This window comes from Pseudarthrobacter sp. SORGH_AS 212 (assembly GCF_030818145.1).
Classification (GTDB): Bacteria; Actinomycetota; Actinomycetes; order Actinomycetales; family Micrococcaceae; genus Arthrobacter.
Map to the genome: position 1 here is coordinate 3,073,113 of NZ_JAUTAA010000001.1, position 20,745 is coordinate 3,093,857.

The 20,745-nt window shown below is 68.0% G+C and carries 27 protein-coding genes; 11 read left to right on the forward strand and 16 right to left on the reverse strand.

Annotated elements, in window-relative coordinates; all coding sequences use genetic code 11:
• Positions 1-80 precede the first annotated feature (80 nt).
• On the forward strand, positions 81-818 hold the full coding sequence (locus QE394_RS14030; protein ID WP_349034825.1) for a GAF and ANTAR domain-containing protein: 738 nt from the start codon (positions 81-83) through the stop codon (positions 816-818).
• 116 nt (positions 819-934) lie between these two features.
• On the opposite strand, the gene QE394_RS14035 is transcribed toward QE394_RS14030, so the two are convergent.
• A complete protein-coding gene (locus QE394_RS14035; protein WP_056076081.1) occupies positions 935-1,219 on the reverse strand; it encodes a DUF1540 domain-containing protein in 285 nt (94 codons plus the stop codon).
• A 244-nt stretch (positions 1,220-1,463) separates the two neighbouring features.
• Between QE394_RS14035 and QE394_RS14040 the strand changes: the two genes are divergently transcribed.
• The 3 genes from QE394_RS14040 to QE394_RS14050 all read left to right on the forward strand — a co-directional run bounded on the left by QE394_RS14040 (position 1,464) and on the right by QE394_RS14050 (position 4,248).
• Entirely contained in the window at positions 1,464-2,657 is a 1,194-nt protein-coding gene (locus QE394_RS14040) for a glutamate--cysteine ligase (protein WP_349034826.1), read from the forward strand.
• Positions 2,658-2,849: 192 nt separating this feature from the next.
• Positions 2,850-3,224 carry a cupin domain-containing protein gene (locus QE394_RS14045; protein WP_261620181.1) on the forward strand — a complete coding sequence of 125 codons (375 nt, stop codon included), beginning with the start codon at positions 2,850-2,852 and terminating at the stop codon, positions 3,222-3,224.
• A gap of 34 nt (positions 3,225-3,258) precedes the next feature.
• Positions 3,259-4,248, forward strand: coding sequence for an alpha/beta hydrolase (locus tag QE394_RS14050; RefSeq protein ID WP_349034827.1), 990 nt, complete (start codon positions 3,259-3,261; stop codon positions 4,246-4,248).
• Positions 4,249-4,289: 41 nt separating this feature from the next.
• Here QE394_RS14050 and QE394_RS14055 read toward each other — a convergent pair whose 3' ends face one another.
• From QE394_RS14055 to QE394_RS14075, 5 genes are read right to left on the reverse strand one after another with little or no spacing between them, the layout of a single operon-like run.
• On the reverse strand, positions 4,290-4,919 hold the full coding sequence (locus QE394_RS14055) for a CDP-alcohol phosphatidyltransferase family protein (RefSeq protein ID WP_349034828.1): 630 nt from the start codon (positions 4,917-4,919) through the stop codon (positions 4,290-4,292).
• 47 nt (positions 4,920-4,966) lie between these two features.
• Positions 4,967-5,731 (reverse strand): ABC transporter permease, encoded by a 765-nt coding sequence (locus QE394_RS14060; protein WP_349034829.1) that lies wholly within the window; start codon positions 5,729-5,731, stop codon positions 4,967-4,969.
• Positions 5,731-6,501 carry an ATP-binding cassette domain-containing protein gene (locus QE394_RS14065; RefSeq protein ID WP_349034830.1) on the reverse strand — a complete coding sequence of 257 codons (771 nt, stop codon included), beginning with the start codon at positions 6,499-6,501 and terminating at the stop codon, positions 5,731-5,733. Before QE394_RS14065 ends, QE394_RS14060 begins: the two co-directional genes overlap by 1 nt.
• Positions 6,498-6,869 carry a DUF1048 domain-containing protein gene (locus QE394_RS14070; protein ID WP_349034831.1) on the reverse strand — a complete coding sequence of 124 codons (372 nt, stop codon included), beginning with the start codon at positions 6,867-6,869 and terminating at the stop codon, positions 6,498-6,500. The genes QE394_RS14065 and QE394_RS14070 overlap by 4 nt, the downstream gene beginning before the upstream one ends.
• A 1-nt stretch (position 6,870) precedes the next feature.
• Positions 6,871-7,200: a PadR family transcriptional regulator gene (locus QE394_RS14075; protein ID WP_261620175.1), complete on the reverse strand. Its 330-nt coding sequence runs from the start codon at positions 7,198-7,200 to the stop codon at positions 6,871-6,873.
• A gap of 207 nt (positions 7,201-7,407) precedes the next feature.
• Here QE394_RS14075 and QE394_RS14080 point away from each other — a divergent pair, with 207 nt between their 5' ends.
• A complete protein-coding gene (locus QE394_RS14080) occupies positions 7,408-7,764 on the forward strand; it encodes an SPW repeat protein (protein WP_056076052.1) in 357 nt (118 codons plus the stop codon).
• 142 nt (positions 7,765-7,906) lie between these two features.
• On the opposite strand, the gene QE394_RS14085 is transcribed toward QE394_RS14080, so the two are convergent.
• The 3 genes from QE394_RS14085 to QE394_RS14095 all read right to left on the reverse strand — a co-directional run bounded on the left by QE394_RS14085 (position 7,907) and on the right by QE394_RS14095 (position 10,564).
• Complete coding sequence (locus QE394_RS14085; RefSeq protein WP_349034832.1) at positions 7,907-8,653, reverse strand: ABC transporter permease; 747 nt, start codon at positions 8,651-8,653, stop codon at positions 7,907-7,909.
• A gap of 161 nt (positions 8,654-8,814) precedes the next feature.
• Positions 8,815-9,645 carry an oxidoreductase gene (locus QE394_RS14090; RefSeq protein ID WP_349034833.1) on the reverse strand — a complete coding sequence of 277 codons (831 nt, stop codon included), beginning with the start codon at positions 9,643-9,645 and terminating at the stop codon, positions 8,815-8,817.
• A 34-nt stretch (positions 9,646-9,679) separates the two neighbouring features.
• The gene (locus tag QE394_RS14095; protein ID WP_349035411.1) at positions 9,680-10,564 is read right to left on the reverse strand and encodes an aldo/keto reductase; all 885 of its coding nucleotides are present in this window, start codon (positions 10,562-10,564) and stop codon (positions 9,680-9,682) included.
• Positions 10,565-10,657: 93 nt separating this feature from the next.
• Between QE394_RS14095 and QE394_RS14100 the strand changes: the two genes are divergently transcribed.
• On the forward strand, positions 10,658-11,557 hold the full coding sequence (locus QE394_RS14100; protein WP_349034834.1) for a helix-turn-helix transcriptional regulator: 900 nt from the start codon (positions 10,658-10,660) through the stop codon (positions 11,555-11,557).
• Positions 11,558-11,675: 118 nt separating this feature from the next.
• On the forward strand, positions 11,676-12,053 hold the full coding sequence (locus QE394_RS14105; protein WP_349034835.1) for a hypothetical protein: 378 nt from the start codon (positions 11,676-11,678) through the stop codon (positions 12,051-12,053).
• 36 nt (positions 12,054-12,089) lie between these two features.
• Here QE394_RS14105 and QE394_RS14110 read toward each other — a convergent pair whose 3' ends face one another.
• Together QE394_RS14110 and QE394_RS14115 are read right to left on the reverse strand one after the other, a co-directional pair.
• Entirely contained in the window at positions 12,090-12,581 is a 492-nt protein-coding gene (locus tag QE394_RS14110; protein WP_349034836.1) for a hypothetical protein, read from the reverse strand.
• Positions 12,578-12,835, reverse strand: a complete 258-nt coding sequence (locus tag QE394_RS14115; protein ID WP_349034837.1) for a hypothetical protein — start codon at positions 12,833-12,835, stop codon at positions 12,578-12,580. The genes QE394_RS14110 and QE394_RS14115 overlap by 4 nt, the downstream gene beginning before the upstream one ends.
• Before the next feature lie 100 nt (positions 12,836-12,935).
• Here QE394_RS14115 and QE394_RS14120 point away from each other — a divergent pair, with 100 nt between their 5' ends.
• On the forward strand, positions 12,936-13,352 hold the full coding sequence (locus QE394_RS14120; protein WP_349034838.1) for an MmcQ/YjbR family DNA-binding protein: 417 nt from the start codon (positions 12,936-12,938) through the stop codon (positions 13,350-13,352).
• A 207-nt stretch (positions 13,353-13,559) separates the two neighbouring features.
• Complete coding sequence (locus QE394_RS14125; protein WP_349034839.1) at positions 13,560-13,904, forward strand: transcription initiation protein; 345 nt, start codon at positions 13,560-13,562, stop codon at positions 13,902-13,904.
• Positions 13,905-14,022: 118 nt separating this feature from the next.
• Here the strand turns inward: QE394_RS14125 and QE394_RS14130 are convergent, their stop codons facing one another.
• The 4 genes from QE394_RS14130 to QE394_RS14145 are packed head-to-tail and all read right to left on the reverse strand — an operon-like array spanning position 14,023 to position 17,176.
• Positions 14,023-15,009, reverse strand: coding sequence for a HAMP domain-containing sensor histidine kinase (locus QE394_RS14130; protein WP_349034840.1), 987 nt, complete (start codon positions 15,007-15,009; stop codon positions 14,023-14,025).
• On the reverse strand, positions 15,006-15,689 hold the full coding sequence (locus QE394_RS14135; protein ID WP_349034841.1) for a response regulator transcription factor: 684 nt from the start codon (positions 15,687-15,689) through the stop codon (positions 15,006-15,008). The genes QE394_RS14130 and QE394_RS14135 overlap by 4 nt, the downstream gene beginning before the upstream one ends.
• A 4-nt stretch (positions 15,690-15,693) precedes the next feature.
• The gene (locus QE394_RS14140; RefSeq protein ID WP_349034842.1) at positions 15,694-16,404 is read right to left on the reverse strand and encodes a VTT domain-containing protein; all 711 of its coding nucleotides are present in this window, start codon (positions 16,402-16,404) and stop codon (positions 15,694-15,696) included.
• 10 nt (positions 16,405-16,414) lie between these two features.
• Positions 16,415-17,176: a phosphatase PAP2 family protein gene (locus tag QE394_RS14145; RefSeq protein WP_349034843.1), complete on the reverse strand. Its 762-nt coding sequence runs from the start codon at positions 17,174-17,176 to the stop codon at positions 16,415-16,417.
• Between the two features lie 412 nt (positions 17,177-17,588).
• On the opposite strand from QE394_RS14145, the gene QE394_RS14150 reads away from it, so the two are divergent.
• Positions 17,589-18,539, forward strand: a complete 951-nt coding sequence (locus QE394_RS14150; RefSeq protein WP_349034844.1) for a BTAD domain-containing putative transcriptional regulator — start codon at positions 17,589-17,591, stop codon at positions 18,537-18,539.
• Between the two features lie 169 nt (positions 18,540-18,708).
• Complete coding sequence (locus tag QE394_RS14155) at positions 18,709-20,097, forward strand: sigma 54-interacting transcriptional regulator (protein WP_349034845.1); 1,389 nt, start codon at positions 18,709-18,711, stop codon at positions 20,095-20,097.
• Here QE394_RS14155 and QE394_RS14160 read toward each other — a convergent pair.
• Complete coding sequence (locus QE394_RS14160) at positions 20,094-20,717, reverse strand: hypothetical protein (protein ID WP_349034846.1); 624 nt, start codon at positions 20,715-20,717, stop codon at positions 20,094-20,096. The genes QE394_RS14155 and QE394_RS14160 overlap by 4 nt on opposite strands.
• Positions 20,718-20,745 lie beyond the last annotated feature (28 nt).

Sequence of the window (20,745 nt, forward strand, 5' to 3'; positions counted from 1 at the left end):
AATTGCCGTCCGGTCCTGGGCGGCTCGGGTCCCGGTTCAGTCCGTGGGTGGCTGTGCCGGGCAGTACCAGGAAGCCCTCCATGGCCACAGACAGAACCGACGAGCCGGTAGCCAAGCGCCTCGGCGAACTGGTCCTCACCAGTTCCCATGTTGCGGAATTCCTCCATGACCTGGCCGTTGAGGCCGCAACGGAGCTCTCGTCGACGGGGCAGCAGGTGTCCTGTTCCATCACCGTGGTGCGTCGGAAGAAGTCCGCAACGGCGGCCAGCAGCGATGGACGCGCCCGGGCCATGGACGAGGTGCAATACGCCTTCAATGACGGCCCGTGCCTTTCGGCCATCCGCCTGGCCACCACCATCCATGTACCGGACCTGCACAACGAGAGCCGCTGGCCGGAGTACCTGGAGGCGGTGAACGAAGGAACCCTCAAATCCATCCTGGCCGTGCCCGTCCCGGTGGACGATGATGCACGGGCGGCCCTTAACCTCTATTCCGACGGCAAAGACGCGTTCCCCGCCGACTCGGTGGCCTCCGCCGAACGGTTCGCGCGGGAAGCCAGCCAGTCACTGCGGCTGGCGCTGCGGATCGCCCAGCTGACCGATGCCCGCGACGACCTTGCCGCCGCCATGGCCTCGCGCACCACCATCGACCTCGCCGCCGGGGCCATCATGGGCCAGAACCGGTGCACCCAGGAGACGGCCATGGCCATCCTCAAAAGCGCCTCCAGCACCCGCAACATCAAGCTCCGGGACGTTGCTGCCCGGGTGATTGCCTCGGTGGCCCCCGACGATACCGTCAGCACGCACTTCGACGCCTGACACCGTGGTCATGCACGGCAGGACGTACGACGCCGGCCTGTGCAGAGGGGGAGGGGTGGACAGCAATGCACCCGGAACGGAAGCCGCTCCGGGTGCATGTGACGGACTTGTCGGGTCTAGGCGTGTGCGTAGGTGAGGCAGTCTGCGTTGTCCCGGCCCGGGCCCACATGGACCTCGGACGCCTTGCACATCAGGTGATCGTTGTGGACGCATTCGCTGCGCTGGCAGGCTCCGACGTCGGCCAGCACCTTGGGCAGGCCGCCGTGCACGCCGATCTCGATGAACGTGGCGCATTGTGCGTGGTTTTCGTCCCCGCCCACGGTGATGGCGGCGGCGTTGCAGTTCGTGTGGTCGTTAAAGGAACAGTTCGTTACGCTGCAGTCCGCGACGTGCGTTGTCATGGAAAGTCCTCCTTGGCCGGCCACCCCGGGCGGGCAGCTCCGTTTGTCCACCGTAGACCCGGGTGGGCCAATCAAAAAGACCCAATTGTCTTGCCTAATTGGCCGCTGACCGCGTTCGTCGCCCAGGGTTGCCCTGACCGGTGCGCCCTTCCCGCCGGCCGATCCGGGTGCTTATCCTGTACTCCTCGGCGGCAAGCAGCGACCGCCAGCAGATACCCACGGCGTGGCCAACGGGAGGGCTGGCATGGACGGGCAGGACATGGCGATGGACATCGTCCCGAATGACGGCACCGGGAGCTTCAAAAACAGGACGTTCGGGGTTGAAGAGGAACTGCTGCTGGTGGACCCGGGCAGGGGTGACGCGGTGCCCATGGCCGGCGCCCTGCTGGACCTCTACGTCCGGCCGTTCGAATCCAGTGCCGGGCCGGTACTGACGGCCGAGTTCCAGCAGGAAATGATCGAAGTGGTCACCCCGCCGCACTCCACGCTCGCCGGGCTCCAGGCGGACATCGTGGCGGGGCGGGACATCGCCCGGCAGGCCGCGGAGGATGTGGGCGTCCGGGTGGCCGCCCTGGGCACCTCGCCCTTGCCGAGCGATCCGCACCCGGTGCGGCTGCGCCGGTTCGCCGCCATGGTGGAGGAGTACGGACTCACGGCCCGGGAACAGCTGACCTGCGGAACCCACATCCACGTGTCGGTGGAGTCCGATGAAGAAGCGGTGGGGGTGCTGGACAGGATCCGGAACTGGCTGCCGGTGCTGGTGGCATTGAGCGCCAACTCCCCGTTCTGGCATGGCGAGGACACCGGATACGCCAGCTACCGGTCCCAGGTGTGGAGCCGGTGGCCGTCAGCCGGGCCGCTGGACATCCTGGGTAGCCCGGACGCGTACCACCAGCTGGTGCACGACATGGTGAGCACCGGCGTCGCCATGGATGAAGGCATGATCTACTTCGACGCCCGGCTGTCCCGGCACTATCCCACCGTGGAGGTGCGGATCGCCGACGTCTGCATGATGCCGGAAAACACCGTGCTGCTGGCCGGGATCGTCCGCGGGCTGGTGGAAACGGCTGCCCGGGAATGGAAAGCCGGAATTGAGCCGGCACCGGTGCCCACGGCGCTGCTCCGGCTGGCGGGCTGGAAGGCCAGCCGCTGGGGACTGCGTGGGGAACTCCTGGATCCGGTGACCAGCAGGCCCGGGCCGGCCCTCGGCGTCGTCAATTCCCTCCTGCACCACATCCGCGCGGCGCTGGAGGACATGGGCGATCTGCAGCGGGTGGAGGCACTGACGGACCAGCTCCTGCACACCGGCACAGGAGCCGTCCGCCAGCTCGAGGTGCTGCACCGGACCGGCGACCTGGAGGACGTGGTGGACGACGCCGCCAACTGCACTGCGGGCTCTGAAATCCAGGGTGCGCAGCGGGGGCTGCCGGGGGATTGACAGCGGCCCCTCCCGGGCGCACGCTGATACCGCTGGGGCCAGCATTGGTGCGGCCTGGACCCCGGCGCGGCTGTTTGGAAATCGCGGCAGGGACCCGTGGCGTTGAACCCCACGGGCGGGCGGCCAACCATCCCGGAGCTGCCCCGGCGCCCCGGACGAACAGTTGAATATGCTCCCTGTCTGGAGAATGAAATGGCCGGAGAAACTGCCACAGCGCTTGAAGCGAAATCCTTTGATGAACCCGACGAGAAGCGCCGCCCCCCGAACACCGTGGTGGATGTGGTGCACGTTGGCGGCACCACTCTGGCCCGGCTCACGTTCGAACGTGGCTGGCGCTGGTCCGAGACTGTCAAGACCGTGGTCCACACGGACAGTTGCCAGGTCAACCACGTAGGCATCTGCACTTCGGGGACACTGACCGTCGAGATGGACGATGGCACGCGGACCACCGTCAGCGCAGGCCACGCCTACGCCATTCCGCCGGGCCATGACGCCTGGGTGGAAGGCGATGAGACCTTCGTGGGCTACGAGCTCCTGAGCGCAGCCGCGTACGCCAAGCCCGAGTGAACCGCTTCTGATCCCGCTCACCGGGCTGCCGCGCATGTTCCGCTGGAAGGAAAACACCGACGCCGGGCTTCGGAAGAAGCCCCGGCGCGGGTGGCGCCGCGCCGGGTTCGCCCTGCTCGCCGTCGTGGGCCTGGTCCTGGCCTCCACGCTGTTGAACCTGTTCCTGGAGTCCCGGGAGCGGGCCACCGTCCAGCCGTACGGGGAGCGGGTGGCGGTGGCCGGCGGCAGCCTGAATGTGGTGCGGAACGGGCAGCAGGGCCAGGCCATCGTGCTCCTCAGCGGGCTGGGAACCCCGGCCCCGGGCCTGGATTTCCAGCCGCTGGTCCGTGAACTCAACGGCTTCGATGTCACGGTGGTGGAGGGGTTCGGCTACGGCTACAGCGATGCGGAGGCCGGCCCGCGGAGCAACGAGAACATCAGCAACGAACTCCACCAGGCGCTGGCCATGCTCAAGGTTCCACGGCCGTATGTCCTGGCCGGCCACTCGATCGCCGGGTTCTATCTGCTGGACTACGCGAACAGGTACCGCAGCGAAGTGGCGGCTGTGGTGGGCATTGACGCCACTATTCCCAAGCCCGGGGACGGGCCCGTCGCGGAGCCGGAGCCGGGCATCAACTGGGCCAGGGCCCTGGCCGCCACCGGCCTGGTGCGGGCCGTGGCAGCGGTGGCCCCCGCCGTCGTGGATCCGGACAGCAGCGCCTTCACCGACGACGAACTGACGCGCATGCGCATGATGTCGTCCTGGAATTTCGGCAACCCAGCCGTTGCCGATGAGACTGCCCGGATCGCCAACAACGCAGCGGCGCTGCGGGGCGTCACGTACCCCGATGACCTGCCGGTCCTGGCGTTCATCGCCGACGAAGGGGATGACCGGACGGCGGAGAAGGTCTCAGCGGCGGAGGCCCTGCTCAGGAACGTGACGCGGCACCAGGTCCTGCCCCTTCAGGGCGGCCACTACCTGCACTGGAAGCAGGCTCCGCGGATGGCCGACGCTATCCGCGGGTTCCTCGGTACTGGCGGATAGTTCACGGGCGGAAAGCCTGCGTTTTAGGCTCAGGCGGCGGGTCAGGTTGCGGGGCCGCGTGCGGGTGCCGCCTGCGTGGCCGCGCTCGGAACCGTAGTCGCGGACGCATGGTGGAGCCGTTCAAGCGCGACGACGTCACGGCCGAAGGAGAACAGGAGCAGCGGGAGTGCCACGGCCGGAGCGGCGGCAGCAAAGGCGGGCGGCATGCCCGGGACCAGGGCCATGACCAAGGCAACAAGCAGGGCCAGCGGCTGGACGGCGCCGATCACCCTGCGCGCCGTGCTGCGCGGCAACGGCTGGCGAAGGTGCGGCCGGACAAGCCCGGCCGCCGCCACCACGTAATACATCGCCCCGATGGCCAGCGTCCACAGGCCCACCACCGCCACCGTCGCAACGGACAGGACCAGCACCAGGAAGGCGTCCGTGGCGGAATCGAACCGGGCTCCCGCCTCCGAGGCGGTTCCCGTCCGCCGGGCCACACGGCCGTCCACCGCGTCGAGCAGGAGTGCCGTGCCGCCCAGGACCACCAGGAGCAGGCCGGTACCCTGGCCGGTTGCCTGCCCGGTGAACAGCGGCGGGACGGCCAGCACGGCGCAGGCGGCGGCGAGGGCGGCGCGGACCAAGGTGATCCGGTCGGCCGGCGTCGGGCGCCAGGTTGCGATGGTCTCCACCATCTAAGTATCCCGGCGGGCGGCTGCGGTGCACCCAGGCAACAGGCTCAGTTGGCTTTCCGGCGGTAGATGGCCGCCGCAAACCCGTAGGCGACGGCCAGGATGCCCACCAGCCAGGCCAGCGCCGTCCAGATGCCGCTGCCCACCGGTTCCTGGGCGAGGAGTGCGCGGAGGGTGTCCACAATGGAGGTGACCGGCTGGTTTTCGGCGAACCAGGCCACCGGGCCGGGCATGGAGCCGGTGGGGACGAACGCGGAGCTGATGAACGGCAGGAAGATCAGCGGGTAGCTGAAGCCGCTGGCCCCATCCACGGTCTTCGCCAGCAGGCCCGCTATCACCGCGATCCACGTCAGCGCCAGGGTGAACAGCGCCAGGATCCCGACGACGGCGAGCCACGCCGCCACGGACGCCCCGGACCGGAAGCCCATCACCAGGGCCACGCCAACCACGATCGCCACGGCGGCAAAGTTTGCGGCAAGCGAAGTGAGCACATGGGCCCAGAGGACGCTGGGCCGGGCAATGGGCATGGACCGGAACCGTTCGAAGATGCCGCCCTGCAGGTCCAGGAACAGCCGGTACGCGGTGTAGGCCACGCCGGAGGAAATGGTGATCAGCAGGATGCCGGGCAGCAGGTAGTTGACGTACGGCCCGCCCGTGCCGGTGCTGATGGCCCCGCCGAATACATAGACGAACAGCAGCATCATGGCCACCGGGGTCACCGTCGTGGTGATGATGGTGTCCGGGCTGCGGAGGATGTGGCGCAGCGAGCGGCCGGTGAGCACGCGGGTGTCGCTGAGGACGTGGGTGGTCATCACAGTTCCTTTCCAACGAGGGCCAGGAAGACGTCCTCGAGGGAGGGCTGCTTCTCGACGTATTCCACAGTGGCCGGTGGCAGGAGTTGCTTCAGTTCGGCCAGTGTCCCGTTCCGGATGATGGTGCCCTGGTGCAGGATGGCGATGCGGTCCGCCAGCTGCTCGGCCTCGTCAAGGTACTGCGTGGTGAGCAGCACGGTGGTGCCCTGGCCGGCGAGCTGCCGGACGGTCTGCCACACCTCCAGGCGGGCCTGCGGGTCCAGGCCTGTGGTGGGTTCGTCGAGGAAGATGACGGGCGGGTTGCCGATCAGGCTCATGGCGATGTCCAGCCGGCGCCGCATGCCGCCGGAGTAGGTGGCGGCCCTGCGGTTTCCCGCCTCGGTGAGGGCAAACCTGGCCAGGAGTTCATCCGCGATGGCACGTGGTTCGGTCAGGTGGCGCAGCCGGGCCACCAGCACCAGGTTTTCCCGCCCGGTGAGCACCTCGTCCACCGCGGTGAACTGTCCCGTCAGGCTGATGGACCCGCGCACTTCGGCCGGCTCCGCGCCGACGTCGTACCCGTTCACCGTGGCGGTGCCCGCGTCCGCTGCCAGCAGCGTGGACAGGATGCGCACCAGGGTGGTCTTGCCGGCGCCGTTGGAGCCGAGGAGCGCGAAGATGGTCCCGGGCGCCACGTCAAAGTCGACGCCCCGCAGCACGTGGAGGTCCTTGAAGGACTTTTCGATGCCCCGCACCCGGATGGCGGGTTCCCAGCCGGCTGCCGTGGTCATGGCCGGGATTCCTTCCTCTTCGCATCGTCCACGGCCTCGATCAGCCGGGCGCGTTCCTTGTCGATCCAGCGCTTGCCCCCATACGCCTGGGCGAACGATTCGGCGAACTCCACGGGGTCGCTGCCCACGATGTCGCCCACCGGGGTGCCGTCGACGGCGGCGCGTTCCCAGAGGTCGGCAAGGTCGGAGATCATCTGCACCATGGTGTCGCCCTCGGTGACTCCGCCGTAGTACATGAGGTACCTGTTGAAGGCCGCGGCGGCGGTGAGGTAGGGCTCGGGGAGCGCATCGAGGCGTGCCTTGGCCTGCTTGTACTGCTTCTTCTGTTCGAGCGGTCCGGTGAGTGCTTCGATCCATTTGGCGGCCATGTCAGTTACCTTCCTGGTGGAGCTGTTCGATACGTTCTGCGAGGAAGCTCCACGTCCTCCAGAACTCTGCAAGTTCCTGCGTGCCCGTGCTGTTCAGCGAGTACACCTTGCGCGGCGGGCCCTTCTCGGACGGGACTTTCTCCACGTCCACCAGGCCGCGCTGTTCGATGCGGACCAGCAGCGCGTACACCGTCCCCTCGGCGATGTCCGCGAAGCCCTGGTCCCGCAGCCGCGTGGTGATCTCGTAGCCGTAGGCGGGCTGGGTGGCCAGGATGGCCAGGACGATGCCTTCCAGCGTGCCTTTGAGCATCTCCGTCATCTGTTTGCCCATGTGCTGCTCCTGCTACTTAGTGTTGCTGACTACCAGTACATAGTAACACTGGGTACCGGTGGTGCAAGGGGTTTTTCCGGGCTTCTACGGAGGGCCCTTTTGCCCTTGAAGAAGGCGTCAGTGAGGCGTTGACTTAAGTTGCGGGCAGCAGTGTCCGCGGGGCGGAAAGGCAGCGGGCCCCACCGTTCCGGACAGAAAGGAAATTCAGTGACTAAGTGGTATCGGTGGCAGGACTGGGCAACAGTCGCCGCCGGACTCTTCACTGCGGTCGCGGTCCTGTGGACCCGGCAGCTCAACTTGTCCACAACCTGCATGCTCGTTTTCGGCGGGCTGCTGGTGGTCAGTGGCCTGATCAACCTGGCCATGCCCGGAATGCCGGCCATGGAATACGTCCAGGCAATCCTCGCCGCAGGGCTGGTCCTCTCGCCATGGCTGGGGACCTACACAGGCGCCACGGGAGCGGCGCTGACATCGTGGATCGCAGGTGGCGCGGCGCTGGTGGTTACAGCAGCAGCCATCAAGCCGAGCACCGATGTCCGCCACACGTACCGCGTCTCGCATTAGCAAAACACTCCGCCATGGCCGGAGCGGTCGAAGGATAGGGAGATCCGAACTCCTGACCTCCGGCAGCCGCCGAGGCCGTGGCGGAGCTATGTGTGGCAGCACTTCCTGCCGCTCTTTCCGGGAGTCCGGGTGCCCGGGGCGCTTAGGGAACCGCCGGCCGCACCTTCACGCCGCGCAGCGAGCGGAGAAGGACGACGGCGGTGACGGACCCAGCTGCCATGATCGACGCGAGCACCACCACCTGGAACCGGCCCGCCTCCAGCGGTGAGGCGCCGCCGAAGATGGCGCCCACGAACGCGCCGGGGAGGGTAACCAGGCCGGTGGTTTTGGTCTGGTCCGTGGAGGGGATCAGCGCTGAATGCACGGACTGCCGGGCCTGCGCCAGTGTGGCCACACCGGCGGTGGCACCCAGCGCCAGCCACCCTTCCACCTGGTCCCACTGCTCATTGACGGCCTCGTAGAACCGGCGCCCGGCCAGCACGGCGATGGTCATGCAGTTGCCGATCACGATCCCGCCCACCGCCAGCACGTACCGCGGCGTGAACTCGATTGCATCGGTTGCGAACACGACGCCCAGGGTCACCGTGATGCCCAGCGCCATCGTTCCGGCCACCACGGCAAACCGGTGCCAGGACCAGCCCAGCCGGCGCGCCGCCGTCGTGGCCGCCACGCTGAACATGACCAGTAACGCCGCGCCCACCCACAGCGGATCGCTGATGATGCCGCCCAGGATGAGGCTGATGAGCGCCAGCTGGGCGGCGCCGCGGAGGATGGCCACGGCGGGGGCGAGGTACTGCGGCGTCCGGGAGCCCCAGAGGACGCCCACCGTGAGTGCCACCAGGATGGCGAGCGCCGCCAGGGTGGGCAGCAGGTCGGCAAGGTGGGGCATCAGGCCAGCGTATCCCGCCCCCAACTGGGTCGCAGTAGATGTCGTTATGGGCCCCCAAAACGACATCTACTGCTACCCAGTTGGGTTCAGCGGCAAGGTAGGGCGGGGTGCGGGCGGGACGGCGGGGTGGGCGGGGAGGGGAACGCCGGGCAGAGACGCGTTTAGCAGGTGATGTCCGTGCTGGTGCTGAGGTCCTTCCACTGCTCCCGCTCGGCCAGCTGGGCGTCGGCCACCATGCCGAAGGCGCCGTACGCGTCAGTGCCCAGGAGCAGCAGGGCCGGCGGGTTCGCGGACTCCGCCACCGTGATGATCGCGTGGGCCGCCTTCACGGGATCGCCGGCCTGATTGCCGTCCATCGTGTCGTTCTCCTTGCGCCGCTTCCCGGCCGTGTCCGCGTAGTCCCCGATCGGCGTCGCGGACTGGGTCAGCGAGCGGCCGGCGAAGTCGGTGCGGAAGGCGCCAGGTTCCACGGCGGTGACGCTGATGCCCAGCGGCTGCACCTCGTTGCGGAGCGAGCCGGACATGCCCTCGAGTGCGGCCTTCGTGGCGGAGTAGTAGCCGGAACCGGCCGGGGTGATGCGCGCGCCGATGGAGGAGATGTTGAAGATCGCCCCGGATTTCCGTGCCCGCATCCCGGGCAGGACTGCCTTGATCATGTCCACCGCGCCGAAAAAGTTCGTGTCGAACAAACTCCGGATGTCGCCGTCGTCTGCTTCTTCAACGGCCGCGCGGTACCCGTAGCCGGCGTTGTTCACCAGCACGTCCACGCTGCCGAAACGCTCCTCAGCCTGCCGCACCGCCTCGGCCACCTGGGCCGAGTCCGTAACGTCCAGGGGCAGGACCAGCGAGGTGTCCGGGTGGGCGGCTGCGATGTCCTCCACCGAGGCGGCGTTCCGGGCGGTGACGACGGCGTTGTGCCCGGCTTCGAGCACGGCCTGGGCCAGGGCGCGGCCAAGTCCGGTGGAGCATCCTGTGATGAGCCACGTTGCCATGGGGTTTTCCTTTCGAAGTGTTTGTCGGGCGGGATCAGGCTTCGGGGATGGGCATCGCGAACCGGTCCAGGCGTGCTTCGTCCGGGTCCGGCCCGCTGCGCACCCCGGAGTCCAGCGCATCGATCGCGGCGAGCTGCCCGGCGCTCAGTTCGAAGTCGAACACGTCGAAGTTCTCGGTGATCCGCCCCGGATTGGTGGACTTGGGGATGGCGGAGCGGCCCTGCTGCAGGTGCCAGCGGAGCATCACCTGGGCGGGCGACTTGCCGTGGGCCTGCCCGACGGCGGCAATCGCCGGGTCTTCCATGACATTCCGGCGGTGCTCATCGCCCCAGCCGGGGTAGAACGTGATGCCGCCGATGGGCGACCACGCCTGGGTGAGGATCCCGCTGGCCGCATCGGCTGCCTGGACGTCCGGCTGGGCGAAGTAGGGGTGCAGCTCGATCTGGTTCACGGCCGGAACCACTGACCTTTCCGCCAGCAGCTGCTCGAGGTGGTGCGGCATGAAGTTGCTGACGCCGATGGCCCGCACACGCCCGTCCTGAAGCAGGGTCTCCAGGGCTTTGTACGCGGCGATGGTCTTGGTGAACCGGTCCGGCGCGGGCTGGTGCAGGATGAGCAGGTCCAGCTGCTCCACCCCGAGCTTCCCCACGGCCTTGTCCCAGGCGTGCAGGGTTTCGTCGTAGCCGTAGTCGCTGACCCACACTTTGGTTTCGATGAACACGTCGGAGCGGTCCAGGCCGGAGCGGCGGATGCCTTCGCCCACCTCGCGCTCGTTGCCGTACGCGGCGGCGGTGTCGATGTGCCGGTAGCCGGCCTCGAGCGCGGACTGGACTGCCGCAGTCGTCTGTTCCGGTGGGCTTTGGAAGACGCCAAGGCCCAGGGCGGGCATGGTGACGCCGTTGTTGAGGGTTAGTTCCATGGTCATGCCTTCACGGTATTTCGGTTTGCGCGGTTGTGGGAGGGTGCGCCGGTACCTCCCTTCGGTGCCGGGCCTGCGCGTACCGTGGAGGCCATGACATACAGCGACGACGTGCGGAAGTTCCTGACCTCCCGCCGTGCCCGGATCACACTGGAGGAGGCCGGGCTGCCTGCCTACGGCGGGAACCGGCGGGTGGCGGGGCTGCGCCGCGAGGAGGTGGCGATGCTCGCCGGGATGAGCATTGATTACTACATCCGGCTGGAGCGCGGAAACCTCTCCGGCGCGTCGGACAGCGTGCTGGAAGCCCTGGCGCGGGCGTTGCAGTTGGACGACGCCGAGACGGCCCACCTGTTCGACCTGGCCCGGGCGTCCGCGGCGGCGCCCCGGGTGCGGCGCAAGCGGAGCCCGCAGACGGTACGGCCCAGCGTGCAGCGCATCCTCGATTCCATTACGACGGCGCCCGCCTGGGTCCGCAACGACCGCGGCGATGTCCTGGCCGCCAACGAGCTGGGCCGGGCGCTGTACCAGGACATGATGGCCGCCGGCGGTCCGCCCAACAGTGCGCGGTTCACGTTCCTGAACCCGAAAGCGCAGGAGTTCTTCCGTGACTGGGAGCGCACCGCCGACGACATCGTGGCCGTGCTGCGGTCCACTGCCGGGAAGAACCCTTTCGACAAGGACCTCACGGACCTGATCGGCGAGCTCTCCACCCGCAGCGAGGAGTTCCGCACCCGCTGGGCCAAGCACGACGTCAAATACCACCGGACCGGCCGCAAGCGGCTGCACCATTCAGTGGTGGGGGACGTGGACCTGACCTACGAGGCGCTTGAGCTCCCTGCCGATCCGGGCCTGCGGATCAACGTGTACACGGCCGAGCCCGCCTCGCCGTCGGAGGATGCGCTGAAGGTGCTGGCCAGCTGGGCCGCCACGCAGCGGAGCATGGACGGGGCTGCCCGGCCTTCCCATGGGGCGCAGGACCAGCTTCGGCCCTGAGCCGGCTGTTTCCGGCAGACCGCGTACGACGGCGGGAGGGCAGTTTCGCGGTCACGCCCGGTCAGCTGCCGGTCAGGGCGGGCCAGGGCCGTGCCAGGGCCGTGGTTGGATGGTTGGCATGGGGAAACGGTTGGATGGCGGCGTCTTGATGGTCTTTGCCGTCACTTTGCTGTTCCTTGCGGCGGCGTCCACGTTCTTTGTGTTCTTTTACGGTTTCGATTGGGAGCCGGATGATCGTTCGGTCGCCTACTGGCAAGCGGAGATCCCCACGCGCCAGCGGATCTTGGCTATCGGAGTTGCCGTTCCCGCCGCTTCGTTGGCAACCGCGGCCGCGTCGATGTTCGCCCTGCCCCGCCGTCCGGTTCGCATCATTGGCGGCGGACTGGTGGCGGTGCTTGCCCTGGGACTCATGGTCATCAGCTGTATCCTCGGGTACGAGTCCCTTGCCACTGCGCAATACTGGGCCGCGAGGGCATCCGGCAGCTACCCGCGGTAACGGAACTCCGCAAGGGCCGTCCCGCCGTCGTGCTTCTCAGCGTGATCCCGGAACCCGTTCGGTCCTGACGGCGTAGACGTTGTCGTGGACCTTCTTGAACCCGCCCTGTTCGAGCTCGGCGGTGTTGTAGCCGTCCGGAACCAGGACGGCGGAGACGATGCCGTTCACGCCGGTCCGCACAATCTCCCGGTCACTGTTGGCGCCGGACGCGCAGCCGCTGGACCACTGATTGGGGTGGTTGTCCGGGACCACTGTGACGCACAGATTCTGCCGGTCTTGATTCCCGCTGACAAAGTACCGGATGCCGTCGTCGTGCGCGGCGAGCCGGACGCTGTAGCCGGAGCCCTGCTGCGCAGAGACACCCTCCGGGAGAGTGTCTGCCGCCGTGGCAGGACGGTCCAGGACGGCTAACTCGACGGGTTTGGGAAGCGGGTTCAGCAGCACCCCAAGGGCCAGGGCCGCGACGATCGCGAGAATGATGAAAAGCGGCACTTTCAGGGTCTTGCCCGCAGCCAGTGACGTGCTCACTGTGTGCGCCCCTGTTCGTTGCGGAGTCGGACCAAACGCACCATGTGGAAGGTGATAAGCGCGATGCCCACAGCGATGAATGCGAGGTCCCACCAAGCGAACGCCCCGGTGGCGAGGCGGTAGATGGACGGTGCCATGACCAGAAGGGCCACGAGGCTGGATGCCCAGGCCGAGAACCTGATGTTGACCTGCTCGTCCCGGCTCTTCGCGTGTGCCGGTGGTTTGGTGTCGTCGCTAAAGCGTTCCTGTTCCATGCGTCTGCCCCCTCAGGCGTTGGTTCCCCGAGCCTACCGGACTGGTATGCGGCGGCACTGGGTATTGCCGCCTTCCGGGCAGCGGGGCTACGTTGTGGCGATGGAACGGAAGGCCACGCCCGAAGACATTGATGCCATCTGCCGTGGCCTGCCGGAAGTGGAGCTCGGCATCTCCTGGGGTGACCGGCCCACCTACAAGGTGCCGCGCGGACCAAAGGGCCGGGGCTTCGTGCTGTACCGGGCTCCGCACAAGACGGCGGTGGACCCGGACACGGGGGAGCAGTACCGGGACCTGCTGGTGATCATGGTTCCGGACGATGCCGCCAAGGCCGCCCTGGTGGAGGACGATTCCCTGCCGTTCTTCACCGTCCCGCACTTCAACGGGTACAACGCCGTCCTGGTGCAGGAGTCCCGCCTCGGTGAGATCGCCCGGGACGAACTGGCGGAGATCCTCGTGGACGCCTGGGCCACTCGGGCGCCGAAGAAGCTGGCCGCGGAGTTCTTCGCGGGCCAATAACCGGTTGTGGCGTGCATTCCCGCCCGGTTGCTTGCGGGGACCCGGGCCCGGGATCTCTAACACGCCGCCGTCGAGGGCGTGTCGAAAGGGGTGGGGATCCAGCAACTGGGCAGGAGTGCACGACGGCGGCCGGCACCGTTCCGCCCGCCCGGCACCGGAGCGGAAAATTGCGGTGCCAACGGGCCGCCTGAGTGGCACTATCGAGGCATGACCAAGTACCTGATTTCCTTTCCGGGCAAGGGCCAAGCCATGAACCTCACTGAAGAGGAGTTTCCCATCGTGGTGGCGGAGTCCCATGCGGTGATCGAGGAGGCCAAGGCTGCCGGCGTGTACGTCTTTGGCGGTGGGATTGCGGAGGATGTGGCTCCCGTGCTGGTGCAGGCCGATGGCTCCGCGGGCACGGACACCTACCCGGGCTCGGACATCACCGGCGGGTTTACCGTGCTGGAGGTACCCACCCGGGCGGAGGCCGAGGAATGGGCTGCGAAGATCGCGGCGGCGTGCCGTTGCGCCCAGGAGCTGCGCGAGTTCATGTACGACCCCGCCAGCTGACAGCCCCGCTGCGCACCTTCATTTTCGACGCGCACATTCGTGGACGCCCCGGGTATAGCCGGTGCGTCATCGAGGATGGGCGTCGCCAACGGAGATCAGCGTCGGGACAGGCTCGGTCTCAGTCCCGGGCCACCGGCAGGGCGAGCCGCATGGTGGTCCCGTCCGGTCCGGTGCGGGCTACTTTCACGGTGCCCCCTGCCCCGGAGACGATCTCCCGGACCAGGGCCAGGCCGATCCCGAAGCTTCGCTTGCCGGGGGCGTTGCCGGGCCCGGGTGCACGGACAAAGCGGTCGAAAATCCGGTCCGGGTCAACGCCGGTGATTCCCGTGCCGGTGTCCGTTACCTGGACTACCGCGAAGGAACCCTCCGCCGAGGCGCTGATGGTGATGGTCCCGCCGTCGGGCGTGTGCGTGAGCGCGTTGTCCGCCAGGGCCAGCACTGCGCGGCGCAGGGAACCGGGATCAATCCTCGCGGAGGACGCGCCGCTGGACGTGAAGGTAAGCCGGACCCCCTGCTGCTCCGCGAGGTCCTGCAGGCCGGCCGTCACAGAGCGGCCCACGGAGGCCACATCCACGGGATCGGCAGCCTCCGCAGCACCCCCGGTGGCAGCCAGGAGGAGTTCGTTCACAATTCCGGTCATGGTGCCGGCATCCTCCCTGATCCGCGCCAGGGCCTGGCCGGTTTCGGAAGCGGGGTCGGCCTTGCGCTGGGCGAGCTGGATGCGGGTGTCCAGGATGGTGAGGGGCGTTCGCAGTTCGTGGCTGGCGTCCTGCACGAACTGCCGTTGGCGGGCCAGCGCCTCGCCCAGGGGGCGGATGGCGCTGCGGGCACTGAGCCACCCCACCACGCCGGCCAGCACAACGCCTGCCAGCCCGGCCAGGATCATGCCCTCGATCAGGTCCTTCGAATCGAGGTACGTGTAGTCCTTCCCGGGCGCCGTGGACCCGGGCAGCACCGGGTTGGCGAGCTTGTACATCAGGAAGGCGGTGGCGGCGGCGAGGAGGCAGAGCACCAGCACCGCGCACGCTGCAGTGATCCGCAGGGCCACTTTTAGCGAGGCCCGCCGGAGCGTCTCGGCGTCGCCGGATGCGGGAGCCGGCGTCATGACGGGTCGCCGATCTGGTAGCCCACGCCGTGCACGGTGCGCACCACCGTCCGGTCAATCTTCCGCCGCAGATGGTGGACGTAGGTGTCGATCACCCCGGGCTGGTCCGTGGGGTGGAAGTGGTCGGCCAGCAGTTCGTCGCGGGTGAACACCCGGCCGGGTTCGGCCGCGAGGGCCGCCAGAACCTCGGCCTCCTTCGCGGTCAGCGAGACGGTGTCGCCGTACACGGACCGGACAGCGCGCGACGCCGGGTCGAGCTCCCAGGTGCCGATGCCCACCAAGGCGGTGCCGCCGTCGTCGGGCATACTGTACGTTCGCGTCAGGGCGCGCAGCCGCGCGGCCAGCTCGCCGGCGTCGAACGGCTTGGTCATGTAGTCGTTGGCACCGGCGTCCAGGCCCAGCACTTTCTGGTCCGTGTCGCCCAGCGCGGTGAGGATGAGGATCGGTGCGGCCACGCCCTTGGACCGCAGGGCTGCGATCACGCTGACCCCGTCCATCACGGGCAGGCCGCGGTCAATCACCATCACGTCCCACGGCTGCGTCAGCCCCAGGTGCAGGCCCTCCTGACCGTTGGCGGCCAGCCGGACCTCGTAGTCCGGCTCCAGCAGCTCGGCAATCAGCGGACCCAGCACAGGATCGTCCTCAACAAGCAGCAGGGCCAGCCGTTCCGCGGTTGTCATGCGCCTATTCTTTCGCAGCCGGCCCGGCGGTGGGGTCAACGGTGGCGGTGCCAGGAGCGGCGCTGTCCGCGGCGGCTGCTTTGCGGCGGCGCTTCAGGAACTCCACCACCCACGGCACCACGGAGACCAGCACCATCACTACGGCTATGACGTCGATGTTTTTCGCCACGATCTCGTAGTGCCCCAGCCACGTGCCCAGGAGCGTCACGGACGTCGCCCAGACCGCCGCGCCCACGATGTTCCACAGCGCGAAGGACCGGTATTCGTAGCGGGCGGCCCCGGCGGTGAGCGGCGCGAAGGTGCGCACCATGGGCACAAAACGGGCGAGGACGACGGCGGCGCCTCCATGGCGGCGGAAGAAGTCTTCGGTGGCGGTCAGGTGCGCCGTTTTGAGGATGCGGGCATCGTCCTTGAACCAGCGGCGGCCGAATTTCCGCCCTATGAGGTAGCCCACCTGGTCGCCGGCGATGGCGGCCGCGGTGATCACACCGATGAGCACGGGCAGTGCCAGCTGGAGCTGCTGGTGCAGGAGCCCGGCCGTGAAGAGCAGCGAGTCGCCGGGCAGGAACGGGAACAGGACGCCGGATTCGATGAAGACCATCGCCGCGATCACGCTTAGCGCCGCCGGCCCGAGGCCCTCCAGGAGGCTGGCCGGGTCCAGCAGGGACGTTGAACCGGCGGCGTGAACCACGCCTGAAGCAAGAATGGTGTGCATGTCTGGTCCCTTAGATCCGGCCCGAGGGGCGCATGGTGGCGGCAGGCAGGCGTTCCAGGAGCCGCGGGGTGTAGCGGTTCCAGAGCCCGGCGAGCAGGACCGCTGCGGCGCTCGCGGCCAGGAAGGACGAGGCCACATCAGTGGGGTAGTGCACGCCGATGTAGAGCCGGGACCAGGCCACCACCACGGCCATCACCGCACCGGCCACGGCCACGGTCTTGGCCCAGCGGGTGCCGCGGAAGAGGAAATACAGTGCGAACGCGAGGGCGACGGCGAAGCAGGTGTGGCCGCTGGGGAAGCTGTTGGAGCCGGTCTCCGGGGCCAGGGGGTCGAAAAGCAGCGCCGGGTTGGGCCGCTGCCGGGCGAAGATCAGCTTGAAGGCCTCGCTGGCCACCCAGCCCGAGCATGCCGTGAGGCCGAACGCCACAGCGTTTATCAGATCGCGCCGGAACACCCAGATGGCCAGTGCGGCCGCGGCGATGAGCAGCAGTCCCGCCACCGGCCCGAACAGCAGGTTGATCCCCATGGCCACGGCAGTCAGCGCGGCGGCGTGGTGCAGGCTGAGGGCCTGGTCGAAGCCCAGTTCCGCAGCGGTATCGCCGGGCAGCAGCTGCACGGCCAGGCCAATCACCACGACGGCGGCGCACAGCAGCGCTCCCACCGGCAGCCAGTGTCGGGGCTGGGGGAGTGCCCGGAACCGGGTGCCGACGGCCGGGGAAGCCATGGGGACGGGGTGCTGTTGACCGCGTGAGTTGTCTGGTGGCTGGTGCATCGGCTTCCTTGGAGAGGGGATCAGGCCGCTGTCCGGCCCACATTCAACCCTCCCAAGGCGTCCTTAAGAAAGGCTTAAGAACTCCTGTGCCCTGTTCCCGTGGTGGGGATGGGTGTGCACTCCCGCCCAGTTACTTTCGGCGGACGGCGCCCGGGAACCCCCAACACGCCGGTTGGCCTGCGAGTCGTGGCTGGGCGGGAACCTGTAACCGGGCGGGAGCGCACGGTGGGGGTGCCGTCCGGATGAGCAAAGCGCTGACGTTCTTTGCCAATTATGAGAGACAGCCCTCCCAACCTGATTAGGGGCTAACGTTCATTGACTTTCCATTTCAAGCTGGGGATGCTCGTTCCTACGTGTTTCAGGTAATTCAAACGGGTTGAGGTGTCCCGTGGGCAATGGCGTCTGTGGACATTTGGAATTGAATTTGCTCCGGTATTGGCAACTGCGCCGTGACGGAGAAATTGTCCGCGTTGCCGCCAGGCAGCAGCGTCTCATCGCCGTGCTTGCCGTCCACGGGCCCAGCCTGCGGATCTATCTGGCCGGTTTGTTGTGGCCGAACTGCCCTGAGCCGAGGGCGCTGGAAAGCCTGAGGGTCAGCACCCATCTGGTGACACGCCAGGTGCCGGGGCTGCTGGCAAAAAACGGACCGATGCTCGCCCTGGACCCTGCGGTGCAGGTTGACCTGCATCGGGTCCGTGCCCTGCTCCAGGACGGCTCCGCCGGCTTCGGGCAGGCCGCCCGGGCGCTCCTGGACTTGCGCGGGGCCGAGCTGCTGCCCGGGTGGTACGAGGACTGGGTGGTCTTTGAGGAAGGCCGGTTGCGCCAGTCCCGGCTCTGGGCCCTGACCACGCTGTCCCGCTCGCTGCTGACGGCAGGTGACTGTGAAGGCGCGGCGGAAGCCGCGGTGGCCGCTCTGGATATTGAACCGCTTTATGAGAGCGCAGTGCGGGCTTTGGTCATCGCCGAAATACGGATGGGAAATTCCGCCTCAGGCCTGTTGGCGTATGAAAAATATGCGGTGAGCCTGTGGCAGGAAATGGGCGTGGTGCCTTCCGAGGAACTCGTGAAACTTATCGACGAAGTCCAGGGCCCGGTCCATCCGCAGGTGCACAGCGGCCGGAAAACACCGGTGGACTATTCAGCCGTTCTGGTCCCACAGCCACTCCCGCACGGCCTGGACCACTTCCTCCCGGTCGGCGGCGGCGAGGCTGCCGTGGCGTCCGGGGCCTTCGCTGAAGGTCACCCGGGCACGGAAGGCAGGGTCGCCGTCGGCCTCGATCCACGTGCGGATGACCAGCGTCCCGCCGCTGGCGGGAGCGGCGGAACCGGCGGGGGCGCTGTCGTCGATCATGCTGTCACCTGACTCCTTCTCTGTAGCCCTGATCATGCTGCAGGAACCGTCTGCAACCCGCTGTTTTTACGGAAAGATTGACGCAAGATCGGCACACCCGCGCAGCCGGTCCGCGCGACGGGACGCACCGGTAACGGGGCAGTAACGCCGGCCGTGGTCTCCTTCCTCAGGCGGTCGCAACGTGGGCGGCGGAACTGCGAGGGGCTCGATGCCGTGGGTGATGGACCTCAGTGGCCGGCAGGCCTGGGCCGGGGAGGCGATAGCAACCCTCCGTGCCGGGGACATCGCGCTGGATCCCGTTGAGGCGCCGGGCAGCGGTGCGGCAGCGGGGTTGATCGTGGCGCAGGAACTGACCCGGGACCTGGAGGCGGCGCTCGCGGCTGCGGAGCACGGCCGGTGCCGGGTGATGGTGATCGGGCCGCCGGACGGATCGTTGCGGCCGTGGCCGGTGCTGGAGGCGGGCGCGGCGGAATGCGTGGCATGGCACAAGCAGGCGGCGGCGGTTTCGGCGTGGCTGCAGCGGGTGGAGGATGTCGAATCGGTGATCGATTCCCTGCCGGTCCGGGACAAGCTGGCGGGGCAGAGCCCGGCGCTCCGGACAGCCCTGCGAGAGCTGGTGGTGGCGGCGAAATTCGGACACGCGCCCATCCTGATTCAGGGCGAGACGGGCACGGGCAAGGAGCTCGCGGCACGGGTGGCCCATGCGGTCAGCAGCCAGCGTGGAAACCTGGTGGTGGTGGACTGCACCACCATCGTCCCCACACTTATGGGCAGCGAACTGTTCGGCCACGAGCGGGGCGCGTTCACCGGTGCGGTCAGCGTGCGGACCGGTGCGTGTTCCGGCGCGGACCAGGGTTCCCTGTTTCTGGACGAGGTGGGTGAGCTCCCGCTGGAGCTCCAGCCGGAACTGCTCCGCGTGGTCCAGGAGGGCACATACAAGCGGGTGGGCGGCGACAGGTGGCTGCACAGCAAGTTCCGGCTCATCTGCGCCACCAACCGCGACCTCCTCAGCGAAGTGGCCGGCGGCGGCTTCCGCACCGACCTGTACCACCGCATCGCCGCCTCCGTGGTCACCATGCCGCCCCTCCGCGACCGGCTGGGGGACGTCCTCTGCCTGTTCGCCAGGTTCTGCCGCGAAGCCACTGGGGCCCGGACCGATCCCGAGGTGGACCCGGCGGTCCAGGACGCCCTCGTCAGCCGCAGCTACCCCGGCAACCTCCGCGACCTCCGGCAGCTCGCCTTCCGCATCGCCGCCCGGCACGTGGGCCCCGGCGCCATCACCCCCGGCGACGTTCCCCGCGATGACAGGCCGCAACCATCCCGGGCGCCGCTGGGCAAAGAAGCGTACGACGGCGGGACCTCCGCCGCGAATCCGCTCACCGCCGCGGTGGCTTGGGCCGTTGACGCGGGCCTGGGGCTGCGTGAGATCAAGGAGCGCGCCGCGGAGGCAGCCGTTGCGCTGGCGGTGGAGCGCAGCGGCGGGAACGTCCATGCGGCCGCCTCCATGCTGGGGCTCACGGACCGCGCCGTCCAGCAGCGGCAGGCCCGCAAGTCAGGTGCGGAAAGCTAAGCACCTTGCATGAGCTCGTCGGCCACGTCGTGCCAGTACCCGTCACCTGTTTCTTCGGCGAGTTCCCGGAACAGGTCCCCAAGCTCGTGCCAGAGGACGTCCGGACCTTTCCGCCCCGGAATTCGGCCCCTGTAGTTCGCGCGTTTGTAGACCTTGCCGAATTCTTTACGGACGAGATCTTCTACGGCCAGACCGAACATGTCTGGCTGTTTCTGTGGTGACGGGAACGGAATGAACTTGTCGAGCTTGATGTCGCCGAGCGTGCGCTTGTACAGCACCAAACTCTGGGTGGGAGGCAGTGGTCCCACTTCCGGCAGCTTGTTCCTGTCCACTTCGTGCGCGGCGACGCGCACATGGGTTGGTGACAGCCTGTCCGGCACCGGAAGATAGGTGATGAGCCAGACTTCTTGGCGGTCGGGTTCCTTGCCTCTGGCCCAGGCACCCCAGCGCCCCCTGCCGGCTTTCAAAGCGGCCAACGAGGGCTTTGTTCCGCGTGCGTATTTGCTTTGCCAAACGTAATCGCGCAGCTGGTCCAGTCCGGCGCGGATACCCGCCGGACTTTCCGGCTTGATCTCGGCCAGTCCGGGACCCTTCAGCGGTCCCTGTCCCGTGATGCCCATGCTTCCGTCCTCCTGACTTGTGGTGTGT

Bases quoted from the DNA above. Each gene is read 5' to 3' on its own strand.
- QE394_RS14030 (WP_349034825.1), top strand. From the start codon at position 81: ATGGCCACAGACAGAACCGACGAGCCGGTAGCCAAGCGCCTCGGCGAA.
- QE394_RS14035 (WP_056076081.1), bottom strand. From the start codon at position 1,219: ATGACAACGCACGTCGCGGACTGCAGCGTAACGAACTGTTCCTTTAAC.
- QE394_RS14040 (WP_349034826.1), top strand. From the start codon at position 1,464: ATGGACGGGCAGGACATGGCGATGGACATCGTCCCGAATGACGGCACC.
- QE394_RS14045 (WP_261620181.1), top strand. From the start codon at position 2,850: ATGGCCGGAGAAACTGCCACAGCGCTTGAAGCGAAATCCTTTGATGAA.
- QE394_RS14050 (WP_349034827.1), top strand. From the start codon at position 3,259: ATGTTCCGCTGGAAGGAAAACACCGACGCCGGGCTTCGGAAGAAGCCC.
- QE394_RS14060 (WP_349034829.1), bottom strand. From the start codon at position 5,731: ATGACCACCCACGTCCTCAGCGACACCCGCGTGCTCACCGGCCGCTCG.
- QE394_RS14065 (WP_349034830.1), bottom strand. From the start codon at position 6,501: ATGACCACGGCAGCCGGCTGGGAACCCGCCATCCGGGTGCGGGGCATC.
- QE394_RS14070 (WP_349034831.1), bottom strand. From the start codon at position 6,869: ATGGCCGCCAAATGGATCGAAGCACTCACCGGACCGCTCGAACAGAAG.
- QE394_RS14075 (WP_261620175.1), bottom strand. From the start codon at position 7,200: ATGGGCAAACAGATGACGGAGATGCTCAAAGGCACGCTGGAAGGCATC.
- QE394_RS14085 (WP_349034832.1), bottom strand. From the start codon at position 8,653: ATGCCCCACCTTGCCGACCTGCTGCCCACCCTGGCGGCGCTCGCCATC.
- QE394_RS14090 (WP_349034833.1), bottom strand. From the start codon at position 9,645: ATGGCAACGTGGCTCATCACAGGATGCTCCACCGGACTTGGCCGCGCC.
- QE394_RS14095 (WP_349035411.1), bottom strand. From the start codon at position 10,564: ATGGAACTAACCCTCAACAACGGCGTCACCATGCCCGCCCTGGGCCTT.
- QE394_RS14100 (WP_349034834.1), top strand. From the start codon at position 10,658: ATGACATACAGCGACGACGTGCGGAAGTTCCTGACCTCCCGCCGTGCC.
- QE394_RS14105 (WP_349034835.1), top strand. From the start codon at position 11,676: ATGGGGAAACGGTTGGATGGCGGCGTCTTGATGGTCTTTGCCGTCACT.
- QE394_RS14115 (WP_349034837.1), bottom strand. From the start codon at position 12,835: ATGGAACAGGAACGCTTTAGCGACGACACCAAACCACCGGCACACGCG.
- QE394_RS14120 (WP_349034838.1), top strand. From the start codon at position 12,936: ATGGAACGGAAGGCCACGCCCGAAGACATTGATGCCATCTGCCGTGGC.
- QE394_RS14125 (WP_349034839.1), top strand. From the start codon at position 13,560: ATGACCAAGTACCTGATTTCCTTTCCGGGCAAGGGCCAAGCCATGAAC.
- QE394_RS14130 (WP_349034840.1), bottom strand. From the start codon at position 15,009: ATGACGCCGGCTCCCGCATCCGGCGACGCCGAGACGCTCCGGCGGGCC.
- QE394_RS14135 (WP_349034841.1), bottom strand. From the start codon at position 15,689: ATGACAACCGCGGAACGGCTGGCCCTGCTGCTTGTTGAGGACGATCCT.
- QE394_RS14140 (WP_349034842.1), bottom strand. From the start codon at position 16,404: ATGCACACCATTCTTGCTTCAGGCGTGGTTCACGCCGCCGGTTCAACG.
- QE394_RS14145 (WP_349034843.1), bottom strand. From the start codon at position 17,176: ATGCACCAGCCACCAGACAACTCACGCGGTCAACAGCACCCCGTCCCC.
- QE394_RS14160 (WP_349034846.1), bottom strand. From the start codon at position 20,717: ATGGGCATCACGGGACAGGGACCGCTGAAGGGTCCCGGACTGGCCGAG.